The following is a 21,633-nucleotide window of genomic DNA, read 5'->3' on the forward strand; positions in this document are numbered from 1 at the left end:
CACGGGAGGTGTTCTGCGACTGGCTTTACTCGGCCGCGTCCGCGGGCGGCTCCAGCTGATCGTTCGCGGCCTTCTTCGAAGACGTCAGCTCGACGTTGAGGCCGAGCGAGCGCATCTCCTTGACGAGCACGTTGAACGACTCGGGAATGCCGGCCTCGAACGTGTCGTCGCCGCGGACGATCGCCTCGTAGACCTTGGTGCGGCCGGCCACGTCGTCCGACTTCACCGTCAGCATCTCCTGCAGCGTGTAGGCCGCGCCGTAAGCCTCCAGCGCCCAGACCTCCATCTCGCCGAAGCGCTGACCGCCGAACTGCGCCTTGCCGCCCAGCGGCTGCTGGGTGACGAGCGAGTACGGGCCGATCGACCGGGCGTGGATCTTGTCGTCCACGAGGTGGTGCAGCTTCAGCATGTAGATGTAGCCCATCGTCACCTTGCGGTCGAAGGGCTCGCCGGTACGCCCGTCATAGAGCGTCGACTGCGCCGAGCGGTCGAGGCCGGCCATCTCCAGCATCTGCTCGATATCGGCCTCCTTGGCGCCGTTGAACACCGGAGTGGCCATCGGGACGCCGCGGCGGACGTTGTTGCCGGCCTCGGCCAGCTCCTCGTCCGTCAGGCCGTCGAGTTCGCCCGGAGAATAGATCGCCTCCATCTCCTGACGCAGCGGCGCGATGTCCTGCGACTTCAGATAGGCATCCACCGCCTTCGACACCTTGCGACCCAGGCCCGCAGCCGCCCAGCCGAGGTGCGTCTCCAGGATCTGGCCGACGTTCATGCGCGAGGGCACGCCCAGCGGATTGAGCACGATGTCGGCATGCGTCCCGTCCTCCAGGAACGGCATGTCCTCGATCGGCACGATCCGCGACACGACACCCTTGTTGCCGTGACGGCCGGCCATCTTGTCGCCCGGCTGGATCTTGCGCTTCACCGCCACGAAGACCTTGACCATCTTCATGACGCCGGGGGGCAGCTCGTCGCCGCGCTGCAGCTTCTCGACCTTGTCGAGGAAGCGCTGCTCGAGGCGCTTCTTCGACTCGTCGTACTGCTTCTGCATCGCCTCCATCTCGGTCATGAGACGGTCTTCGATGACGGCGAACTGCCACCATTGCGAGCGCGGGTAGTCGTTGATCAGCTCGCGGGTGAGCGTGGTGTCCTTCCGGAAGCCCTTCGGGCCGGCCACCGGTGCCTGACCGATCAGCACGTCCGCGAGGCGCGCGTAGGTGTTGCGGTCGAGGATCGCCTGCTCGTCGTCGCGGTCCTTGGCGAGCCGCTCGATCTCCTCGCGCTCGATCGCCTGGGCGCGCTCGTCCTTGTCCACGCCGTGGCGGTTGAACACGCGGACCTCGACGATCGTGCCGGTGACGCCCGGCGGCACCCGCAGCGAGGTGTCGCGCACGTCCGAGGCCTTCTCGCCGAAGATGGCGCGGAGCAGCTTCTCCTCCGGCGTCATCGGGCTCTCGCCCTTCGGGGTGATCTTGCCGACGAGGATGTCGCCGGCGTTCACCTCGGCACCGATGTAGACGATGCCGGCCTCGTCGAGGTTCTTGAGCGCCTCCTCGGAGACGTTCGGGATGTCGCGGGTGATCTCCTCCGGCCCGAGCTTGGTGTCGCGGGCCATCACCTCGAACTCCTCGATGTGGATCGAGGTGAACACGTCATCCTTCACGATCCGCTCGGAAAGCAGGATCGAGTCCTCGAAGTTGTAGCCGTTCCACGGCATGAACGCGACGAGCACGTTCCGGCCGAGCGCCAGCTCGCCGAACTCGGTCGAGGGACCGTCGGCGATGATCTCGCCCTTCTTCACGAACTCGCCGACGCGGACCAGCGGCTTCTGCGTGATGCAGGTCGACTGGTTGGAGCGCTGGAACTTCTGCAGCCGGTAGATGTCGACGCCCGGCTTGTTGGCGTCGGCCTCCTCGGTGGCGCGGACGACGATACGGGTGGCGTCGACCTGGTCGACGATGCCGGCCCGCCGCGCCGCGATGGCGGCGCCGGAATCCCGGGCGACCACCGCCTCCATGCCGGTGCCCACGAACGGGGCGTCGGCGCGGACCAGCGGCACCGCCTGGCGCTGCATGTTCGAGCCCATGAGCGCGCGGTTGGCGTCGTCGTTCTCCAGGAACGGGATCAGCGCCGCGGCGACCGAGACGAGCTGCTTGGGCGAGACATCCATGAGGTCGACGCGCTCAGGACCCACGACGATCACGTCGCCGGCCCGACGGCAGACCACGAGGTCCTCCGTCAGCTTCTTGTTCTCGTCCATCTGGGCGTTGGCCTGGGCGACGTAGTACTTCGCCTCCTCCATGGCCGACAGGTAGGCGACCTCGTTGGTGACCACGCCGTCGCGGACGCGGCGGAACGGGGTCTCGATGAAGCCGTACTTGTTGACCCGGGCGAAGGTCGCCAGGGAGTTGATCAGGCCGATATTCGGGCCTTCCGGCGTCTCGATCGGGCAGATCCGGCCATAGTGGGTCGGGTGCACGTCGCGCACCTCGAAGCCGGCGCGCTCGCGGGTCAGACCGCCCGGGCCGAGCGCCGAGAGGCGGCGCTTGTGCGTCACCTCGGACAGCGGGTTGGTCTGGTCCATGAACTGCGAGAGCTGCGACGAGCCGAAGAACTCGCGCACCGCGGCCGCCGCGGGCTTCGCGTTGATCAGGTCCTGCGGCATGACCGTGTCGATATCGACCTGGCTCATGCGCTCGCGGATGGCGCGCTCCATGCGCAGGAGGCCCAGGCGGTACTGGTTCTCCATGAGCTCGCCCACCGAGCGGACGCGGCGGTTGCCGAGGTGATCGATGTCGTCGACCTCGCCCTTGCCATCACGCAGCTCGACCAGCGCCTTGACAACTGCCAGCATGTCCTCCTTGCGGAGGGTACGGACCGTGTCGGCGGCGTCGAGATCGAGGCGCATGTTCATCTTCACGCGGCCGACCGCCGAGAGGTCGTAGCGCTCGGAATCGAAGAACAGCGAGTGGAACATCGCCTCGGCGGTGTCGAGGGTTGGCGGCTCGCCCGGGCGCATGACCCGGTAGATGTCGAACAGCGCGCCCTCGCGGCCGGAATTCTTGTCCACCGCCAGCGTGTTGCGGATGTAGGGGCCGACATTGACGTGGTCGATGTCGAGCACCGGCAGCTCGGTGGTGCCGACATCCTCCAGGCTCTTCAGGAGCTTGTCGGTGATCTCTTCACCGGCCTCGGCCCAGATCTCGCCGGTCTGAGCATTCACCAGATCCTCGGCGATGTACTGGCCGACGAGATCCTCGTCGGTCGCCTTGAGGAACTTGGTCCCCTTCTCGGTGATCTGGCGGGCGTTGCGGGCGTTGAGCTTCTTGCCGGCCTCGAGCACGACCTCGCCGGAATCGGCATCGATCAGGTCGACGGTCGCCTTCATGCCCTTCATGCGCTCGGAATCGAACGGCACGCGCCACTCGGCGCCGTCCCGGTCGTAGACGACACGGTTGTAGAAGGTCGACAGGATCTCCTCACCGTCCAGGCCCAGGGCATAGAGCAGCGACGTCGCCGGCAGCTTGCGCTTCCGGTCGATGCGGACATGCACGATGTCCTTGGCGTCGAACTCGACGTCGAGCCAGGAGCCCCGGTACGGGATGATGCGGGCGGCGAACAGGAGCTTGCCCGACGAGTGGGTCTTGCCCTTGTCGTGGTCGAAGAACACGCCCGGCGAACGGTGCATCTGCGAGACGATGACGCGCTCGGTGCCGTTGACGATGAAGGTGCCGTTCTCCGTCATCAGGGGCATGTCGCCCATGTAGACGTCCTGCTCCTTGATGTCCTTGACCGACTTGGCCTGGGTGTCGGGATCGACATCGAACACGATCAGGCGCAGCGTCACCTTCAGCGGCGCCGCGAAGGTGATGCCGCGCTGGCGGCACTCATCGACGTCGTATTTCGGCTGCTCGAAGGTGTAGCGGACGAATTCGAGGAGGGCCGTGGCGGCGAAGTCGGAAATCGGGAACACCGACTTGAACACGCTCTGCAGCCCCTCGTCGCCGCGCCCGCCCTCGGGCTCGTCGACCATCAGGAACTGGTCGTAGGACGCCTTCTGAACCTCGATGAGGTTCGGCATCTCGGCAACTTCCTTGATCTTGCCGAAGAACTTCCGAATGCGCTTGCGACCGACCAGCGTGTTGGCCATGTGACCTCGCTCCTACCCGCGTACCTCTCGCCCGGGGAAGCGTTCCCGAAAGGGACCTCCCGCACCGGGCCGTGACGCGCGCCCCGCCGGGCCGCGCCACCGAACCGAATTCCTCGCCGGCCCCCTCTCGGGGCCATCCGCCGAAGCGGCCTAAAGCCCGCGGGCGTAACACCCGCGGGCTCCGGTCACGACAGGCCCGAGACGGACCTCCGTGGGGTGATGGGCCGGAACCGGCCCATCGTCGACTTACTTGAGCTCGACCTTGGCGCCGGCCTTCTCGAGCTGGGCCTTGAGCTTCTCGGCCTCGTCCTTGGCAACGCCTTCCTTGACCGGCTTCGGCGCGCCCTCGACCAGGTCCTTGGCCTCCTTAAGGCCGAGGCCGGTGATCGCGCGGACCTCCTTGATGACCTCGATCTTCTTGTCGCCGGCGGCGGCGAGGACGACCGTGAACTCGGTCTGCTCCTCGACGGCGGCAGCGCCACCACCGGCAGCCGGGCCAGCGGCCACGGCGACGGCAGCGGCGGCCGAGACGCCCCACTTCTCTTCGAGCATCTTGGCGAGGTCGGCGGCCTCGAGAACGGTCAGCGAGGACAGGTCGTCGACGAGCTTGGCAAGATCAGCCATTTTCAATTCCTCTTAGATATCGGTTCGAACAGGTGATTTTTGAAGGGCCTCAGGCGGCCTCGTCCTTGGTGGCATAGGCCCCGAACACGCGGGCGAGCTTGGCCGCCGGCGCATTGACGACCTGAGCGATCTTGGTCGCGGGCGCCTGCACGAGGCCCACGATCTTGGCGCGCAGTTCGTCGAGGGACGGGAGCGAGGCGAGGGCCTTCACGCCGTCCGGGTTCAGGGCCGTTGTCCCCATCGCGCCGCCGAGGATCACGAGCTTGTCGTTGACCTTGGCGAAATCGACCGCGACCTTCGCGGCAGCGACCGGATCGCCCGAATAGGCGAGCAGGGTCGGGCCCTTCAGGAGCGGCTTGATGGAGGCGACGTCCGTGCCATCGAGTGCGATGCCGGCGAGGCTGTTCTTGGCGACCTTCACGGTGGCGCCGGCCTGCTTCATCTGCGAACGCAGCTTCTGCATGTCGGCGACCGTGAGGCCCTTGTAGTGGGCCACGACGACGACGGCGCTCTGATTGAACACGCCGTTGAGCGTCGAGACGAGATCAGCTTTAGCTGTCCGGTCCACTGGGCTCTCTCCGGTTGGCGGAACCCGAATTCGGGTCCGCCGGTTGCACATGCCGCCCGGACGTGATCTCGGCCGTAAGACCGGGAACGTCCGAACGACGCTTCGCGGCCCTGTCCCCGCACGTGCCCCTTCGGGCCGCCTCGGGTGAGTTGGTTCAAACCGACAACCCCTCCACGGCCGGGAGCCGAGGCGAGGCGTTTTCGAATTCGGTCTTCCCCGTCTGTGCAGGCTGGTGGATTAAGCCGGCGAACCGGCACCTGCAGTCTCGGACAGGACATGGCCGGACGAGGCTCCGCGGGGCTCGTCGCCCCTTGGATCCTTCCGGCCAGTGCCACCCGGTTGCCCGGGCGACATTTCGAGCGGAAACCGGCCGATCGGCCGTTCTCCTTCCGTGAGGATGAAATGCGTGAGGCGCGGTGTATAGAGCCTAGCAAGCCACCTGCCAAGAGCCGAAGCACGACTTTTCCGCCGCAGGCAAGGGGTTGCGCAGGAGCCTTGCTGCAATTGCATCGCTTGGAGCGGCCTGGGATTCAGGCTACGCCGCCTCGCGCTCCGGCGCCAGCTTGCGCCGGGCCGCCTCCCACCAGCTGCGGTCGCGGGCCTCTTTCGCCTCCGCGGCCTTGGCGGCGTAGAACGAGGCGTTGTGCTCGCCGCGCAAGGCCTCGCGGGTGAAGCGGATCAGATGGTGGGCCACGAAGCCCATGTTGAACACCGCCTCGATCTGCCCGCGCTTCAGGGCGTAGCCGGCCGCGCTCCAGAAGGGCTTGCGATAGTCCGAAAAGATCCCGACCCGCGTGATGATGTTGAAGCCCAGGATCAGGCCGCGGCGCAGGTTGGTGAAGGTGAGCTTGCCGGCGGTCGGCGTGGTGATCCGGTTCGGGTAGGTCACCGCGCATTGGTGCTTGAATCGCTCGAAGATCTTTTCAGGTTCGTAGGCGTGCGCGATCGCCCGGCGCCAGCTGCTGACCACCGAATCGTGGGGGCGCTTGAACAGGACGTTCGATTCCAGGCTGGCATCGTGCAGGAGCCGGCCTTCGCGCTCGAGTCGGTCCCAGAGCGGCGTCTTGGGTAGGGCCTGGAGCAGGTTGATGGTCAGGACCGGGATCGCCGAGCGGTCGATGAAGTCGATCAGGTTCTGCTCGGATTTGTCGCTGTCGGAATCGAGGCCCAGGATGATGCCGGAGGTCACCTCCAGACCGTAGGAGTTGAGAGTCTCGATCGCCTCGTACATCGGCACGGCGGCGTTGTGGGTCTTGTCGATGCCCTTGAGCGCCTCCGTCTCCGGGGTCTCGATCCCGACGAACACGGTCATGAAGTTCGCCTGCCGCATCAGCTCGAGGATCTCGGGCTGCTTGGCCATGTTCAGCGTCGCCTCGCAGGCGAACTGGAGCGGGTAGGCGTTCTTTTTCTGCCATTCGACGAGATGCGGCAGCATCTCGCGGGTCGCCTTGCGGTTGGCGATGAAATTGTCGTCGACGAAATAGACCACCGCCGGATGGCCGGGCTGGCTGATGATGGCGTCGAGTTCGGCACACATCTGCTCCGGACTCTTCAGGCGTGGCTGGCGGCCGTAGAGCTGCGGGATGTCGCAGAACTCGCAGCGATAGGGGCAGCCGGAGGAGAATTGCAGCGAGCCGATCAGGTAGCGCTTGAGCGGCGCCGCCTCGTAGGCCGGGGCCGGGAAGTCCGAGAGCGCGAGCCGGTCCTTGGTCTCCAGCACCATCTGGGCGGCGGGCGGCGTCAGGTCGGCGTCGAGGCGTGCGACGAGCTGGTCGGTGGCGTCGCCGATCTCGCCGATATGGAGATAGTCAAAGTCTCGGTACTTCTCCGAGGCGCCCGAGACAGAGGGACCGCCCAGCACCGTGACCTTGCCGGCGGCGTGCGCCCGGTCGCGGATGTCGTGGATCTGCGGCTCCTGGATGTGCATGCCCGAGACGAACACCGCGTCGGCCCAGGCGAAGTCGGCCGGACCCGCGCGGCGGATATTCTCATCGATGAACCGGCATTCCCACGCCTCCGGCATGTAGGACGCGATCAGCAGCAGGCCTTGCGGCGGCATGAACGCCTTCACCCCGCCCATCAGCGGGTAGGCGTGGGAAAAGGTCCCGAAGGACGGCGTGTAGGCGGGAAAGACGCACAGGATGCGTCGCTTGGAGGTAACCGTCAGGGTGCATCGCATGGCGGACTATCTAGCACAGCCTCGCGCGTTGGCGCCCCCCTTGCCTGTTAAGAATGGCGTGAGGAGAGAGGTAGAGATTCCGAAGATCCGGATCCGCGCCGACAGCGCGGCGGCGCAGCACACGACCGGAGTCGCGTTCGAAGCTGAGGACGGCGCCGTCGCGTCCGCGGAGTTCGAAGCGACGCGCTGGCACGTCGACGCGATCGACCTTCAGGCGCCGGACGTTCCCGAAGCGATCGTCGCCCCGACCCGCTCCCAGCGCTGAGCGCTCACCCCACGAATTCCGCCGCGGCGTAGCCCTGCAGGTAGAGGAGCGCGGTGAGATCTCCGTGCTCGACCCGGACATGCGCCGCCGCAGCAACCGCCGGCTTCGCGCGGAAGGCCACGCCGAGGCCGGCCTCGGTCAGCATGTCGAGATCGTTGGCCCCGTCACCGACCGCGAGCGTCTCCGCAAGGCCGAGGCCCAGCGTTCCGCGCAGCGCGACCAGCATCGCACGCTTCTCGGCCTTGCCGACGACCGGGCCCTCGACCGTGCCGGTGAGCCGCCCCTCCCCGATGCCCAACACGTTGGACCGGTGCTCGTGAAAGCCGATCTTCGCGGCGATCGGGCCGGTGAACAGGGTGAAGCCGCCCGAGACGAGGCATGTGTGAACGCCGTGCGCCCGCATCGTCTGGACCAGCGTGGGACCGCCTGGGGTCAGGCTGAGACGTCCGGCGATCAGCTCGTCAACCGCGCCGACCGGGATGTCCTTCAGGAGGGCCACGCGCTCGCGCAACGCCGGCTCGAAGGCGATCTCGCCGCGCATCGCACGCTCGGTGATCGCCGCGACGTGGTCCTTGAGGCCGAGCGTCCCGGCGAGTTCGTCGATGCATTCCTGTTCGATCATGGTCGAGTCCATGTCGGCGAGGAACAGGCGCTTGCGCCTGTGCGCGTCGGCGGGGAGCACGGCGAGGTCGATCGGCTCGCCGGCGAGCGCGTTCCGCAGCCGCTCCGTGAGGGCCTTGGCCGCGCCGGGCGCGCCCGGCACCAGCAGCTCGGCGGCGACCTCCCCGTGCAGGATCCGCGGCTGGTGCTCCGTCCGCAGCACGGCGCGGGTCTCGGCCAGCACCGCGTCGGTGATGGACGGCCGATCCGGGTTTGCTATCAGGACCGCGACCAGCATCGTGGAGTTTCGCCTTGCCGCCAGACCGGGGGGAAGCCGGGGGGCGCCCGGCGGCCATTCTCATCGCAGGGCCCACCGCCTCGGGCAAGTCGGCGCTCGCCGCCCGGCTGGCCCGACAGCGCGACGGCGTGGTGATCAACACCGATTCGATGCAGGTCTACACGGACCTGCGCCGCCTCACCGCCCGGCCCGGCCCGGACGAGGAGGCGCTTGTGCCTCACCGGCTCTACGGCCATGTCGACGGCGCCGTGAACTACTCCGTGGGGCATTTCTCACGGGATGCGTCGGCGCTGCTGGCGACGCTCGGCGGTCGGCTGCCGGTCTTCGTCGGCGGCACCGGCCTGTATTTCCGGGCGCTGGAGCGGGGATTCTCGGAGCTTCCGCCGGTGCCCGAAACCGTGCGCGCGCGGGTGCGGGAAGAGGCCGAGGGCCGCCCGACCGAGGCGCTGCATGCCGACCTCTCCCGCCACGACCCCGAAGGCGCCGCCCGTCTGCGGCCGAGCGACCGGATGCGGGTGATGCGCGCCCTGGAGGTCTTCTTCGCCACCGGCCGGCCGATCGCGAGCTTCTACGGCGACCCGGTGCCCGGCCCGCTGGCCGGTTGGGATCTCGAAAAGATCTTCCTGGCGCCCGACCGCACGGTGCTGCGCGCCCGCATCGATGCCCGGTTCCGGACCATGATCGCGGAGGGTGCGCTGGACGAGGTCGCCCGCCTGCGCGCGCGACGCCTCGACCCGATGCTGCCGGTGATGCGCGCGCACGGCGTGCCGGGCCTGATCGCGCATCTCGACGGAGCCATGAGCCTCGAGGCGGCCATCGTCCGTGGCCAGGCGGATACGCGGGCCTACGCCAAGCGCCAGGTCACGTGGTTCCGCCACCAGATGGGAGAGGGCTGGCGCTGGATGGATCCGGATGCCGTTGAGAGCGCCGATCTGCCTTGACGCGATGCGCCTGGGAACTGCGTCGGTCGCGGTTCGTCTCAAGCCGTCAGTCCGGGGCGCCGGAGGCGAGCCCGGAATCCAGACGCAGGGTCGGCACAGGTCCTGGTCCCGCCCGCGGGGCCGTCATCCCGGGTTCCGCGCCGCGGCCCCGGGATGACGGTCGGTGATCTCTCCGCCTGCGGAGGCGCCCTAAGCCTGCCGACTCGGCGGCCGCGTACCAGCGTGCGAAGCTCAGCGCTCCAGCCGCGCCACCAGGCTCGACGTGTCCCAGCGGTTGCCGCCCATGGCCTGAACCTCGGCGTAGAACTGGTCCACGAGGGCCGAGACCGGTAGCTTGGCGCCGTTGCGCCGGGCTTCGTCGAGCAGGATCCCGAGATCCTTGCGCATCCAGTCGACCGCGAAGCCGAAGTCGAACTTGCCCTGGTTCATGGTCTTGCCGCGGTTCTCCATCTGCCAGGAGCCGGCGGCCCCCTTGGAGATCACGTCGAGCACCGCCTCGACGTCGAGGCCGGCGCGCTTGGCGAAGTGGACACCCTCGGACAGGCCCTGGACCAAGCCCGCGATGCAGATCTGGTTGACCATCTTGGTGAGCTGGCCGGACCCCACCGGACCCATCAGCCGGCACGCCCGGGCGAAGGCCCCGATCGCGCCCTCGACCTTGGCGTAGGTCGCCGCGTCGCCGCCGCACATCACGGTGAGCACGCCGTTCTCGGCACCCGCCTGGCCGCCGGAGACCGGGGCGTCGATGAAGCCGACACCCTTGGCCTCGGCCGCGGCGGCGAGTTCCCGGGCCACCTCGGCCGAGGCCGTGGTGTGGTCCACGAAGATCGCGCCGGGCTTCATGCCGGCGAGCGCCCCGTCCTCGCCCAGCACGACGCTGCGCAGGTCGTCATCGTTGCCGACGCAGGCGAACACGATCTCGGCGCCCTCGACGGCCTGCCGGGGCGTGGGCGCGAAGGCGCCCCCATAGGTCTTCACCCAGGCTTCCGCCTTCGGCGTGGTGCGGTTGTAGACGGTGACGTCGTGGCCACCCTTCTTGGCGAGGTGGCCGGCCATCGGGCCGCCCATCACGCCGAGACCCAGGAATGCGACCTTCGCCATTGTGCTCTCCTCAAACAGGGTTCCGGGGGCTCAGCGGCCCGCCGCGACGGCGGGGCTGCGGCCGCCGAGGCTCAGTGATGCATTGACCACCACCGCCACGACGATGTTCACGGCGAGCGCCAGCAGCCCGGTGTAGAGCGTGAGTTTCGCGTCGCCGAGCGTCAGGGTGTGCAGGGGCTTCAAGCCGTCCGACCACGCGATGGCGCTGCCGGCGACGAAGCCCACCGCCCAGCCGGCCAGCAGGGCCGGCGCGCGGAACCACGATACGTAAAGGCCGAAGACCAGGGCCGGCAGGGTCTGCAGGATCCACAGGCCGCCCAGCAGTTGCAGGTCGAGGGCGAACTGCGTCGGCAGGACCAGGATCGCCACCAGCGCGCCGATCTTGACCAGCATCGAGGTGATCTTGGCGACCTGCGCCTCGCCAGCCGAGGTCACGTTCGGGTTGACGTAGGCCTTCCAGACGTTGCGCGAGAACAGGTTGGCGGCGCCGATCGACATCACCGCCGCCGGCACCAGCGCGCCGATGGCGATCGCCGCGAAGGCGAAGCCCGCGAACCAGCTCGGGAACAGGGTCTTGAACAGGGCCGGGACGATGTCGTTGTTGCTCGCCACCTTCAGGCCGGCGGCGTGGCCCATGTAGCCCAGCATGGCGAGCAGGCCGAGGAGCAGCGTGTAGGCCGGCAGCATCACGGCGTTCTTGCGGATCGTGTTGCCGCCCGAGGAGGCGAAGATGCCGGTCAGCGTATGCGGGTACATGAAGGCCGCGAGCGCCGAGCCCAGCGCCAGTGAGGCGTAAGGCAGGATCTGCGCCGGGCTCAGCAGGATGCCGCCCGAGCCCTTGGCCTTGAAGGCGGCGTCGGCCGCGTCGAACACCGCGCCGTAGCCGCCGAGCTTCGAGGGCACGATCGCGATCGCCACCAGCACCACGACGTAGATCATGATGTCCTTGACGAAGGCGATCAGCGCCGGCGCCCGGAGGCCGGACGAGTAGGTGTAGAAGGCCAGCACCAGGAAGGCGAGGATCAGCGGGATCTCGCCGTGAAGCCCCAGCGCCTTGATCGCCACCTCCATGCCGATGAGCTGGAGCGCGATGTAGGGCATGGTGGCGATCACGCCGGTGACGGCGACCGCGAGTTCAAGCGCCCGCGAGCCGTAGGTGCCGTACACGACGTCGCCCGCCGTGACGTAGCCCTTGTCCTTGGCGGCCTGCCACAGGACAGGCATCACCGCGAAGACGAACGGATAGACGATGATCGTGTACGGTAGGGCGAAGAAGCCGTAGGCGCCCACGGCATAGACCAGGGCCGGCACCGCGATGACCGTGTAGGCGGTGTAGAAGTCGCCGCCGATCAGGAACCACGTGATCCAGGTCCCGAACTTGCGCCCGCCCAGGCCCCACTCGTCGAGATGGGCGAGCGTCTCAGGCCGGCGCCAGCGGGCGGCCACGAAGCCCATCACGGTCACGAGCAGGAAGAAGAAGACGAAGACCGACAGCGCCGGGATATCGAGATCAGCGGTCATCGCGCACGGCCCGGTAGACGACGTAGAGGATCAGCGAGGTCAGCGGCACCCAGGCGAGCTGATACCAGTAGAAGAACGGGAAACCGAGCAATACAGGATCGTGCTGGTTGTAGAACGGGACCCACAAGAGCCCGAGGAAGGGCAGCAGCAGGAGCCACATCAGCGGCGAGCGGCGTCGGGTTTCCATGATCCGGCCCGGTGAGGAGAGCAGGTCCGTGATGAATGTCCGCTGTTACAGGGAGCAGTCATCGTGCGGTCCGGAGCGCTGCATCACAGCTCGGATCGCTTGCGTCAACGGGAGGTGAATAGGATAAACCGAACCTGTCGCACGGGATCCACGAATTCCGGCCGAGGGCCAGAACGGCCGCTTGAGCCAGAGGCGGCGCTTAGGGAGCGGACTATGGGTACGGCGATCGGCAGGCATGGGCCCTGGGCCCTCGTAGGGGCGCTCGGCGCCGCGGCGCTGGCGATCGTGGCGAGCCAGCGCGGCGAGACCATCAACGCCCTCTGGATCGTGGTCGCGGCGGTCTGCGTCTACCTGATCGCCTACCGCTACTATTCCCAGTTCATCGCCGACAAGGTGATGCGGCTGGACCCGAAACGCGCCACGCCCGCCCTGCGCCACAATGACGGGCTCGACTACGTGCCCACCAACCGCGGCGTCCTGTTCGGCCACCATTTCGCGGCGATCGCCGGGGCGGGCCCGCTGGTCGGGCCGGTGCTCGCCGCCCAGATGGGCTACCTGCCCGGCATGCTCTGGATCCTGGCCGGCGTGGTCCTCGCCGGCGCGGTGCAGGACTTCATGGTCCTGTTCGTGTCGATGCGCCGGGACGGCCGGTCGCTCGGCGAGCTGATCCGGGCCGAGCTCGGCACCATACCGGGCATCATCGCGCTGTTCGGCACCTTCCTGATCATGGTGATCCTGCTCGCCGTGCTGGCGCTGATCGTCGTCAAGGCGCTCGCCGAGAGCCCCTGGGGCACCTTCACGGTGATGTCGACGATCCCGATCGCCATGCTGATGGGCGTCTATTCGCGCTATATCCGGCCCGGCAAGATCGGCGAGGTCTCGATCCTCGGCTTCGTCCTGCTGATGCTGGCGATCGTCGCCGGCGGCTCCGTGGCGTCGAGCCCGGTCTGGGGGCCGGCCTTCACCTTCACGGGCCCGCAGCTCTGCTGGATGCTGATCGGCTACGGCTTCGTGGCGTCGATCCTGCCGGTCTGGCTGCTCCTCGCCCCGCGCGACTACCTGTCGACCTTCCTCAAGATCGGCACCATCGTGGGCCTCGCTCTGGGCATCGCCTTCGTGGCGCCGCACATGCAGATGCCGGCGGTCACCAAGTTCGTGGACGGCACCGGCCCGGTCTGGGCCGGCAGCCTGTTCCCGTTCCTGTTCATCACCATCGCGTGCGGCGCGGTCTCGGGCTTCCACGCGCTGATCTCGTCGGGCACCACCCCGAAGCTGATCGCCAGCGAGGCCGATGCCCGCTTCATCGGCTACGGCGGCATGCTGATGGAATCCTTCGTGGCGATCATGGCGCTGGTCTCCGCCTGCGTGATCGACCCGGGCGTCTACTTCACCATGAACTCGCCCGCGGCCCTCATCGGCACCACGCCCGAGAGCGCGGCCGCCGCGGTGACCAAGCTCGGCTTCGCCACGACGCCGGAGGTGATCACCCAGACCGCCGCCGATGTCGGCGAGCGCACGATCACCTCCCGCGCGGGCGGCGCCCCGACGCTGGCCGTCGGCATGGCCCACATCATCTCGTCGGCCATCGGCGGCAAGGCGATGATGGCCTTCTGGTACCATTTCGCGATCCTGTTCGAGGCCCTGTTCATCCTCACGGCGGTGGATGCGGGGACGCGCGCCTGCCGGTTCATGGTGCAGGATCTCGTCGCGCTCGCGGTGCCGTCGTTCAAGAACACCACGTCGTGGGGGCCGAGCATCGCAGCCACCGCCATCTCGGTGGGGGCCTGGGGCTACTTCCTGTACCAGGGCGTGACCGACCCGCTCGGCGGCATCAACACTCTGTGGCCGCTCTTCGGCATCTCGAACCAGATGCTGGCCGCGGTGGCGCTGACGCTGTGCACGGTGGTGATCTTCAAGATGAAGCGCGAGCGCTACGCGTTCGTGACCATCATCCCGACCGCCTGGCTGTGCCTGTGCACTCTGACGGCCGGCTGGCAGAAGATCTTCTCCGCCGACCCGAAGATCGGGTTCCTGGCCCATGCCGAGCGCTACGCCGCGGCCGCCGCCGAGGGCAAGATCCTGGCGCCGGCCAAGAACGCCGACCAGATGAGCCAGATCATCCTCAACGACCGGATCGACGCGGTGCTGGCGGCCCTGTTCATCGGCCTCGTCGTCGCCATTGCGGGCTTCGGCATCGCCGCCTGCCTGAGGGCCTGGCGCGCGGACCGCTGGACCGCGCTGGAGACCGAGCCGCGCCTCGTCGCGGCGGAGTAGGACCCCACATGCAGCAGCAGCCAAACCTGCGGGACCGGCTCCGGACACTGTCCAAATGCGTCTGCGATGGCGCCCGGCTGATGGTCGGACAGGGGGATTACGCGGCGTATGCCGATCACATCCGCCGCACCCATCCCGACCGGGCGCCGATGACCGAGGTGGAATTCTTCCGCAACCGGGAGAACGCCCGTTTTGGGGTCGGCAACACGTCCGGGTTCCGCTGCTGCTGACAGGCGGGCCGGTGGGCCGGTTCGTCTTCGCGAGCGGAGCGAAGCCGTCCAGTGGCGCCACGCCGACAGAGTTCGCGCGGCCCTGGATGGCTTCGCTCCGCTCGCAAGAACGGTGGCGTGTCTTCGCCGCAGACCGAGCCCCGCTGCTGTGCGGAGCCGACGGAGCCGATCCGGCCCGACCGGCGTTTGTCACCCCGGAGGGCCGTCCGGTCCTCGCCGGATGCGGAAGGCCGATGACCGACGACAGCGCGCAGGACCGGACCGGGTCGACGGAGCCGAGGGCCGTCAACACCGCCCATGCCTGGGAGCGGGCCTACTGGGCGCGCCGGTTCATGGTGCCGGTGGAGCAGGTCGAGGCCGCCGTGGCGGAGGTCGGGGACGAGCCGGCCCGTGTGGCCGCCCATCTGGGACGGGATTGGCCGGGCCACGAACCGGCGACCTGAATCCGGCATCCCCGGGGCAAGCTCGGCCGGATCTTGACTCGGCGGCCACAATATCCGCCACTTCCGGTCCGACGGGAGGTCGGCATGAGCATTTTTCAGGACGCCATCCTTCGGTTCGGCCGCACGATCATGTCGTATGCGGGCGACGCGGTCTTCCTGCAGGCTGCGGTCTCGTCCGCCGCCAACGTCATCGTGGCCGACGGCGACGTGGCCGAGGAGGAGATCGAGTCGGCCATCGCCGGCATCCGCGCCAACCCGATCCTCGAGAAATCCTACGACACCCTGCGGGTCGAGCAGGAACTCTACGAGGCGATCGCTCGGGCCAAGACCCGCGCCGGGCGCCTGGAGAACCTGCGCCTCGTCGGCGCCATCGCGGAGCGGCCGATCGATCAGCGCCAGGACGTGTTCCTGATCGGCGCCGACGTCGCCGATTTCGACGGCATCAGCGCGGTCGAGCATAAGGCGCTCGACGAGATCGCGGCGGCGCTGCAGGTGGACAAGGCTGCATTGCTGCGCTGATCCGCAGCGCAGGTCCAGGAATGTCATCCCGCTGTCGTGGCCGCCTGCGATGGGCGCCCGGCCAGCTGGAGCGTTTCCAATGTCCGCGAGTCGCCGTCAGATCCTGCTCTCCGGAGGCGCCGGCCTCATCGGGGTCGCCTCCGGCCTCGCGCGCCCCGGTTTGAGCCGCGCGGCCGATCGGCCGATCCTGACCCACGGCCTGCAATCGGGCGATGTCGGGACCGATTCGGCGGTGGTCTGGGCGCGCTCGGACCGGCCCGCCCGGGCGGTCATCGAGTGGGCGACCACCGAGAGCTTCTCGGACATCCGCGGCGGCGTCTTCGCCGACGCGCTCCCCGAGACCGACGGCACCGTGAAGGTGGCGCTGACCGGACTGCCGGCGGGCCAGGACGTGTTCTACCGGGTCCGCCTTCAGGATATCGCCGCGCCGACGATCGTGGGCCAGGCACAGGTCGGGCGGTTCCGCACCGCGCCGGCGGACCGGCGCTCCGTGTCGTTCTGCTGGTCGGGCGACACGGCGGGCCAGGGCTGGGGCATCGACGAGGCCCGCGGTGGCATGACGATCTATTCCGCCATCCTGAAGAACCGTCCGGACTTCTTCATCCATTCCGGCGACACGATCTACGCCGACGGGCCGATCCAATCCGAGGTGAAGCTCCCCGACGGCAGCCTGTGGCGCAACCGCGTGACCGAGGAGGTCGCCAAGCCCGCCGAGACGCTCGCGGAGTTCCGGGGCCGGCACAAGTACAACCTCACAGACCGGAACGTTCTGGCGATGAACGCCGCGGTGCCGATCTTGGCGCAGTGGGACGACCACGAGGTCACCAACAACTGGTGGCCGGGCGAGCCACTGACCCGGGCCGAGCACCTCAAAAAGAAATACGCCGATCCGAACGTGCTCGCCCTGCAGCTGCGGGCGGCCAAAGCGTTCCACGAATACATGCCGATGCGGTTCGAGCCCTCGGAGCCCGGGCGGGTCTACCGCAGGATCGGCTACGGCCCGCTGGTCGACGTCTTCATGCTCGACATGCGCTCCTATCGGGGGCCAAACGGCGAGAACCGGCAGACCGAATACGGGCCCGAATCCTACTTCCTCGGACCGCAGCAGCTCGCGTGGCTGAAGCGGGCGCTGCTCGCGTCGCGCGCCACCTGGAAGGTGATCGCCGCCGACATGCCGCTCGGCCTCGTGGTCACCTACGACACCGACCGCAATTTCGGCTCGGAGGCGGTGGCGCAGGGCGACGGGCCCCCGCTCGGGCGCGAGCTGGAGATCGCCGACCTCCTGCGCTTCATCAAGAGCGCCGGCATCCGCAACACGGTCTGGCTGACGGCCGACGTGCACTACACGGCCGCCCATTACTACGACCCCAACAAGGCGCAGGTCCAGGATTTCGACCCGTTCTGGGAATTCGTCTCCGGGCCGCTGCACGCCGGGACCTTCGGGCCGAATGCCCTCGACAACACGTTCGGGCCGCAGCTGCGCTTCGTGAAGGCGCCCGAGAAGGGCCAGGTGAACCTGTCGCCGGCCGCCGGCTACCAGTTCTTCGGCCATGTGGCGGTCGACGGCGCCACCGAGCAGATGACCGTGACCCTCAAGGACGCGGCCGACACCGACCTCTGGCACGTTACGCTCGATCCGGCGAGGGCGTGAGGCGGGGGCATGTGCACGTCATCCCGGGGCCGCGCAGTGCAGCCGGGGATCCAGAGACGCCGCGGTGCCCAGGACGGCGCTTACGGTGCTCGTGGATTCCGGGCTCCCCCTACGGAGCCCGGGAGAGACGGCCCTCGCGCAGGCGGAACCGTGCAAGCCCAGCCCCCTACGCCATCGTGATGTAGTCGCGCAGGGCCTGGTGCTCGGCCTCGACGGTGGCGATCTTGCGCGCGACCACGTCGCCGATCGAGACGAGCCCGATCAGGCGGCCGTCCTCGCAGACCGGCACGTGGCGGAAGCGGCCGTCGGTCATCAGCGCCATGACCTCCTCGATCGTCGTGCTCTTGCCGCAGGTCGTGACCGCGCTTGTCATGTGGGCCGAGACCGGCGCGTCGAAGGCCGAGCCGCCGTGCCCGGCCAGCGCCCGCATGATGTCGCGTTCGGAGATGATGCCGGCCACCGACCCGTCGGCCTGGGCGACCACCAGGGCGCCGATCCGCTTGTCGGCCAGGATCTGGATCACCTCCTCGAGGCTCTTGTCGGGGCTCACGGTGGCGACGGAGCTGCCCTTCTCGGCGAGGATGCGTGCGACATTCATGACTCTCTCCCTTGTGACGCGTCCGGTGCGCCGTCAGCCCGCGGCGCCCGAGTTGCGCTGTCGTCCGGGTAGTCCCCGGCTCTTTCACATTGTGGCGAGTGTGTGACTGATCCGGCCGGTTGGCAAGGTGCTCAGTGCCGGCCCGGCGCTCGCGGGTCGACGAGGGGGAAGAGGAGGAAGCCTGCAACGAAGCCGCCCAGATGCGCGTCCCAGGCGATCGCCGCACTCTCGCCGACGAGCGGCATGCTGACGAGTCCGAAGAGCAGGTTGGTCAGAAGCCAGATCACAAGGAACGAGACCGCCGTCCGGTTGCGCAGCAGCTCCGGGATCGTCTCGGCGGGCCGGTGCGGCGGCATCTGCCAGGACGGGCCTCCGTAGCCGGAGACCGGCGGCTGGAACACGAAGCGGGCCGCCGCGGCCATCAGCGCCGAGATCCCCGCCGAGGCGCCGACCAGCGGCCCCGCGCTCAAGGGATCGATCAGCAGGTGGAGCAGGCCGCCGGCCGCCGCGCCGGCCAGCGCGAGCACGCCCCAGCGCAGGGCCCCACAGCGCCGCGCCACCGGCGAGCCGAAGGCAGCGAGCCAGACGCAGTTGAAGATCACGTGCATCCACGAGCCGTGCAGCAGCGCGTAGGTGACCAGCGTCCAGGGCTGGAGCGCGTGCTCCCCCACGATGTAGCGGGCGAAGGCCTCGCGGGCGGCCTCCAGGCTGGGATCGGCGGTATCGGCGGCGGCGCGGATCACCTCGGACGCGCGTCCGGGATCGAACCACACGGTCCAGCGCGCCGGCACCAGCGCGAGGTCGAGGACGAGGCGGATGTCCCAGGTATCCGGCAGCAGGAACTCGCGCACCGCCTGGATCGCCAGCAGCAGCCCGATCGCGAGTGTCACCACCCCCGGCATGTTGAACACGGGCACGCGGCTCTGCCGCGGGAAATCGGGGGAGGCGTCCATCGCGGCACCATGTCGGGGCTGTGGCCGGCAGGGCAAGTCCCGGCGACGTATTGAATCGGCCGGATGAGAATGGTGCCGATGGACTTGTCGGCCCATATCGGGCGGCGCTGGCCAAGCTGGTTGTAAAGTGCGGTGGCTTCGCGCAGGTCTCTCGCCGGACGCGTCGCTGATTCGATCCGCAATGCCTCAGGCGCCGGCCCTGAGCCCGATGCAGCACCGCAGACGCGTCTCAGCCCGGGCGGCACGGCCCATGCGCCCTGCCGCCGCGAGCGCCCGGATCGACCGGCCACAGCCTCGCGGATGTGCCAGAATGATCCAGGGATCGAACACAGGCGTTTAGAGTCGGGACACCGATGAAGCATCCCACCAGCCGTATGCTCCACGCCTACTGGGAGCGCCTGCGCGGAGAGCGCGCCGCGCCGGAGCGCGCCGAGATCGAGCCGGGCGAGATCCGCCACCTCCTCGCCGACAGCCTGATCCTGGAACTCGATATGGCCGCCCGCTCGGCCACGATCCGGCTCGCCGGCACGCGGGTCTGCGCCTTGTACGGGCGGGAACTGAAGGGCCAGGCTTTCGCCCAACTCTGGGGCTCGCAGGCTCCGGATCCCTGGCGGATCGTCGAGATCGTCGCCAGCGACACGCTCGGCGTGGTGGCTGGCCTGCGCGGCACCAACGCGGCCGGAGAGGCGGCGGACCTCGAACTCCTGCTCCTGCCGCTGCGCCACCGCGGTCGCACGCAGGTGCGCGCGCTCGGCGCGCTGAGCCTTGACGGCACGCCGCACTGGATCGGCCTGCGACCGCTGATGCAGGCGGAAACGACCTCCCTGCGCATCCTACCGAGCCGCCGGCCCGAGGCCGGGATGCCCGCGCGGCCGGCCGTCCGGACCGCGACCAGCTATCCTGGCCCCGTACGCCGCGGACACCTCCTCGTGCATGCCGGCGGTCGAGCCTGAAAACCGCCTTGACCCCGGGACGAATTGGATCTCAGAGGTCAGCTACCTGACGTTGGCCACGTCGTTCCGCTGGCGGGTCCGCCTACTCCCCCTCGGCAACAGGTCGTTCGACGGCCGGTGAACCTGCGGACAATGGTTTCGTAACAGTCTGTGCCTAGTCTGCAGCGACGATTACGACGGCGCAGGACCAATCTCAGGATGATCGCGGTCGACGCCTTTGCTGGAACCAGGCTACGCGACGTGCTCCGGCCGGCGCGCGGCGCCGCCGACCAGCGTCGTCACCAACGCGTCCGGATCGCCGTGCTGGGCCGCTACATGCTGGCCGACCGTCGGGAATATCCCTGCCAGACCGTGGACATGTCGCCGGGCGGCGTGCGGCTGACCTGCGCGGTGCAGGGCGAGGTCGGCGAGCGCGTGGTGCTCTACCTGGAACATATCGGCCGGATCGAGGGCATCATCGCTCGACACTGCGCGGATGGCTTCGCAGTCCAGCTCAACGCCACGCCCCGCAAGCGCGACAAGCTCGCCTCCCAGCTGACGTGGCTGGCGAACCGGGAGATGCTGGGGCTGCCGGAGGGGCGCTCCCACGAGCGTCTCGTACCGACGCAGCCGGTGGTGATCCTGCGGATCGACGGCGACCATGAGGTCCAGGCCCGGCTCATCGACATCTCGATGTCGGGCGTCGCGATCACCTGCCCGCTGACCCCACCTCTGGGCACGCCCGTGACGGTGGGCAGCACCCCCGGGCGGCTGGTGCGCTATTTCGAAGGCGGATTCGGCGTGCAGTTCCTGCTGCCGCTCTCCCCCGACCGCTTCCATGCCGGGATGACGCTGTAGAGCATCTTTCGCCGAGGTGTTCACCGGTTCGGCGAAATAAAATGCAGTATTATCAATAAGCTAGAGCATTTTTGCCGACTCTCGAACCGCCGAAAATGCTCGAGGGGCGTTCCTCCGATCCACTCAGATCTTCTTGGCGAGTTGCGCGGCCGTGTCCGCCGCCGGTCGCGACAGGTCCAGGGCGCCGAGGAAGCGGTTCTGCCCGTCCATCACATAGACGATGGCGGTGTGCTCCATCGTGTAGTCGCCGTCCTTGCCGGGCACCTTGCGGGCATAGGCGCGATAGGCCTTCTCGGTCGCGGCGACCTGCTCGGCGCTGCCGGTGAGCCCGGTGATCCGCGGGTCGAAGCTCGACAGATAGGTCTTCAGGCTCGCCGGGTCGTCGCGCTCGGGATCGACCGTGATGAAGGCGACGCGCATCTGCTCGGCCTTCGGTCCCAGGGCGGCGAGCACATCCGAGACCTGCTGCAGGGTCGTCGGGCACACGTCCGGGCAATGGGTGAAGCCGAAGAACACGAGGTGGGTCGCGCCGGTGAAGTCGCGCTCGGTGACCGTGCGCCCGTCCTGGTCGATCAGCGTGAACGGGCCGCCGACGCCGGGCACACCCACCGGCGCCCGGTCGGGCATGAACGCGAACACCGCCGCCCCGGTGATGCCGACGAGGCCGAGACAGAAAGCGAGAAGCGGGATGAGGGCGCGGCGCATGTGACGGTTCCGACCTCCGTGCGGCGGTTGGCACAG

At 68.5% G+C, this 21,633-nt stretch carries 20 protein-coding genes; 9 read left to right on the top strand and 11 right to left on the bottom strand.

What is annotated here, in order from left to right:
• Positions 1–25: 25 nt before the first annotated feature.
• The 4 genes from rpoB to JOE48_RS12480 all read right to left on the bottom strand — a co-directional run bounded on the left by rpoB (position 26) and on the right by JOE48_RS12480 (position 7,521).
• Positions 26–4,150, bottom strand: coding sequence for a DNA-directed RNA polymerase subunit beta (gene rpoB / locus JOE48_RS12465; RefSeq protein ID WP_210030143.1), 4,125 nt, complete (start codon positions 4,148–4,150; stop codon positions 26–28).
• 246 nt (positions 4,151–4,396) lie between these two features.
• The gene (rplL, locus tag JOE48_RS12470; RefSeq protein WP_210030145.1) at positions 4,397–4,774 is read right to left on the bottom strand and encodes a 50S ribosomal protein L7/L12; all 378 of its coding nucleotides are present in this window, start codon (positions 4,772–4,774) and stop codon (positions 4,397–4,399) included.
• A gap of 49 nt (positions 4,775–4,823) precedes the next feature.
• The gene (gene rplJ, locus JOE48_RS12475) at positions 4,824–5,342 is read right to left on the bottom strand and encodes a 50S ribosomal protein L10 (protein ID WP_210030163.1); all 519 of its coding nucleotides are present in this window, start codon (positions 5,340–5,342) and stop codon (positions 4,824–4,826) included.
• 535 nt (positions 5,343–5,877) lie between these two features.
• Positions 5,878–7,521, bottom strand: a complete 1,644-nt coding sequence (locus tag JOE48_RS12480) for a B12-binding domain-containing radical SAM protein (RefSeq protein ID WP_210030164.1) — start codon at positions 7,519–7,521, stop codon at positions 5,878–5,880.
• Here JOE48_RS12480 and JOE48_RS12485 point away from each other — a divergent pair.
• Positions 7,520–7,786 carry a hypothetical protein gene (locus JOE48_RS12485; protein WP_210030165.1) on the top strand — a complete coding sequence of 89 codons (267 nt, stop codon included), beginning with the start codon at positions 7,520–7,522 and terminating at the stop codon, positions 7,784–7,786. The genes JOE48_RS12480 and JOE48_RS12485 overlap by 2 nt on opposite strands.
• Before the next feature lie 4 nt (positions 7,787–7,790).
• Here the strand turns inward: JOE48_RS12485 and serB are convergent, their stop codons facing one another.
• On the bottom strand, positions 7,791–8,684 hold the full coding sequence (gene serB / locus JOE48_RS12490) for a phosphoserine phosphatase SerB (RefSeq protein WP_210030166.1): 894 nt from the start codon (positions 8,682–8,684) through the stop codon (positions 7,791–7,793).
• A 14-nt stretch (positions 8,685–8,698) separates the two neighbouring features.
• On the opposite strand from serB, the gene miaA reads away from it, so the two are divergent.
• A complete protein-coding gene (miaA, locus tag JOE48_RS12495) occupies positions 8,699–9,625 on the top strand; it encodes a tRNA (adenosine(37)-N6)-dimethylallyltransferase MiaA (protein WP_210030167.1) in 927 nt (308 codons plus the stop codon).
• 231 nt (positions 9,626–9,856) lie between these two features.
• Here the strand turns inward: miaA and JOE48_RS12500 are convergent, their stop codons facing one another.
• From JOE48_RS12500 to JOE48_RS12510, 3 genes are read right to left on the bottom strand one after another with little or no spacing between them, the layout of a single operon-like run.
• Positions 9,857–10,744 carry an NAD(P)-dependent oxidoreductase gene (locus JOE48_RS12500; RefSeq protein ID WP_280921368.1) on the bottom strand — a complete coding sequence of 296 codons (888 nt, stop codon included), beginning with the start codon at positions 10,742–10,744 and terminating at the stop codon, positions 9,857–9,859.
• Between the two features lie 12 nt (positions 10,745–10,756).
• Positions 10,757–12,247, bottom strand: a complete 1,491-nt coding sequence (gene mctP, locus JOE48_RS12505; RefSeq protein ID WP_210030171.1) for a monocarboxylate uptake permease MctP — start codon at positions 12,245–12,247, stop codon at positions 10,757–10,759.
• A complete protein-coding gene (locus JOE48_RS12510) occupies positions 12,237–12,434 on the bottom strand; it encodes a DUF3311 domain-containing protein (protein ID WP_210030172.1) in 198 nt (65 codons plus the stop codon). Before JOE48_RS12510 ends, mctP begins: the two co-directional genes overlap by 11 nt.
• Before the next feature lie 213 nt (positions 12,435–12,647).
• Between JOE48_RS12510 and JOE48_RS12515 the strand changes: the two genes are divergently transcribed.
• The 5 genes from JOE48_RS12515 to JOE48_RS12535 all read left to right on the top strand — a co-directional run bounded on the left by JOE48_RS12515 (position 12,648) and on the right by JOE48_RS12535 (position 17,551).
• Positions 12,648–14,708, top strand: a complete 2,061-nt coding sequence (locus JOE48_RS12515) for a carbon starvation CstA family protein (RefSeq protein WP_210030173.1) — start codon at positions 12,648–12,650, stop codon at positions 14,706–14,708.
• Positions 14,709–14,716: 8 nt separating this feature from the next.
• Entirely contained in the window at positions 14,717–14,938 is a 222-nt protein-coding gene (locus JOE48_RS12520) for a YbdD/YjiX family protein (protein ID WP_210030174.1), read from the top strand.
• A gap of 233 nt (positions 14,939–15,171) precedes the next feature.
• Positions 15,172–15,381 (top strand): DUF3606 domain-containing protein, encoded by a 210-nt coding sequence (locus tag JOE48_RS12525; RefSeq protein ID WP_210030175.1) that lies wholly within the window; start codon positions 15,172–15,174, stop codon positions 15,379–15,381.
• A gap of 84 nt (positions 15,382–15,465) precedes the next feature.
• Complete coding sequence (locus JOE48_RS12530) at positions 15,466–15,900, top strand: tellurite resistance TerB family protein (protein WP_210030176.1); 435 nt, start codon at positions 15,466–15,468, stop codon at positions 15,898–15,900.
• Positions 15,901–15,979: 79 nt separating this feature from the next.
• Positions 15,980–17,551 (top strand): alkaline phosphatase, encoded by a 1,572-nt coding sequence (locus JOE48_RS12535; RefSeq protein ID WP_210030177.1) that lies wholly within the window; start codon positions 15,980–15,982, stop codon positions 17,549–17,551.
• Between the two features lie 166 nt (positions 17,552–17,717).
• Here JOE48_RS12535 and JOE48_RS12540 read toward each other — a convergent pair whose 3' ends face one another.
• Together JOE48_RS12540 and JOE48_RS12545 are read right to left on the bottom strand one after the other, a co-directional pair.
• Entirely contained in the window at positions 17,718–18,149 is a 432-nt protein-coding gene (locus JOE48_RS12540) for a CBS domain-containing protein (RefSeq protein ID WP_210030179.1), read from the bottom strand.
• 131 nt (positions 18,150–18,280) lie between these two features.
• Positions 18,281–19,102: a rhomboid family intramembrane serine protease gene (locus JOE48_RS12545; RefSeq protein ID WP_210030181.1), complete on the bottom strand. Its 822-nt coding sequence runs from the start codon at positions 19,100–19,102 to the stop codon at positions 18,281–18,283.
• 353 nt (positions 19,103–19,455) lie between these two features.
• On the opposite strand from JOE48_RS12545, the gene JOE48_RS12550 reads away from it, so the two are divergent.
• Positions 19,456–20,055 carry a PAS domain-containing protein gene (locus JOE48_RS12550; RefSeq protein WP_210030182.1) on the top strand — a complete coding sequence of 200 codons (600 nt, stop codon included), beginning with the start codon at positions 19,456–19,458 and terminating at the stop codon, positions 20,053–20,055.
• Positions 20,056–20,253: 198 nt separating this feature from the next.
• Positions 20,254–20,892 carry a PilZ domain-containing protein gene (locus JOE48_RS12555; protein ID WP_210030183.1) on the top strand — a complete coding sequence of 213 codons (639 nt, stop codon included), beginning with the start codon at positions 20,254–20,256 and terminating at the stop codon, positions 20,890–20,892.
• 123 nt (positions 20,893–21,015) lie between these two features.
• Here the strand turns inward: JOE48_RS12555 and JOE48_RS12560 are convergent, their stop codons facing one another.
• Positions 21,016–21,597 (bottom strand): SCO family protein, encoded by a 582-nt coding sequence (locus JOE48_RS12560; RefSeq protein ID WP_210030184.1) that lies wholly within the window; start codon positions 21,595–21,597, stop codon positions 21,016–21,018.
• Between the last annotated feature and the right edge of the window lie 36 nt (positions 21,598–21,633).

Origin of the sequence: Methylobacterium sp. PvR107 (genome assembly GCF_017833295.1) — a bacterium.
GTDB lineage: Bacteria > Pseudomonadota > Alphaproteobacteria > Rhizobiales > Beijerinckiaceae > Methylobacterium.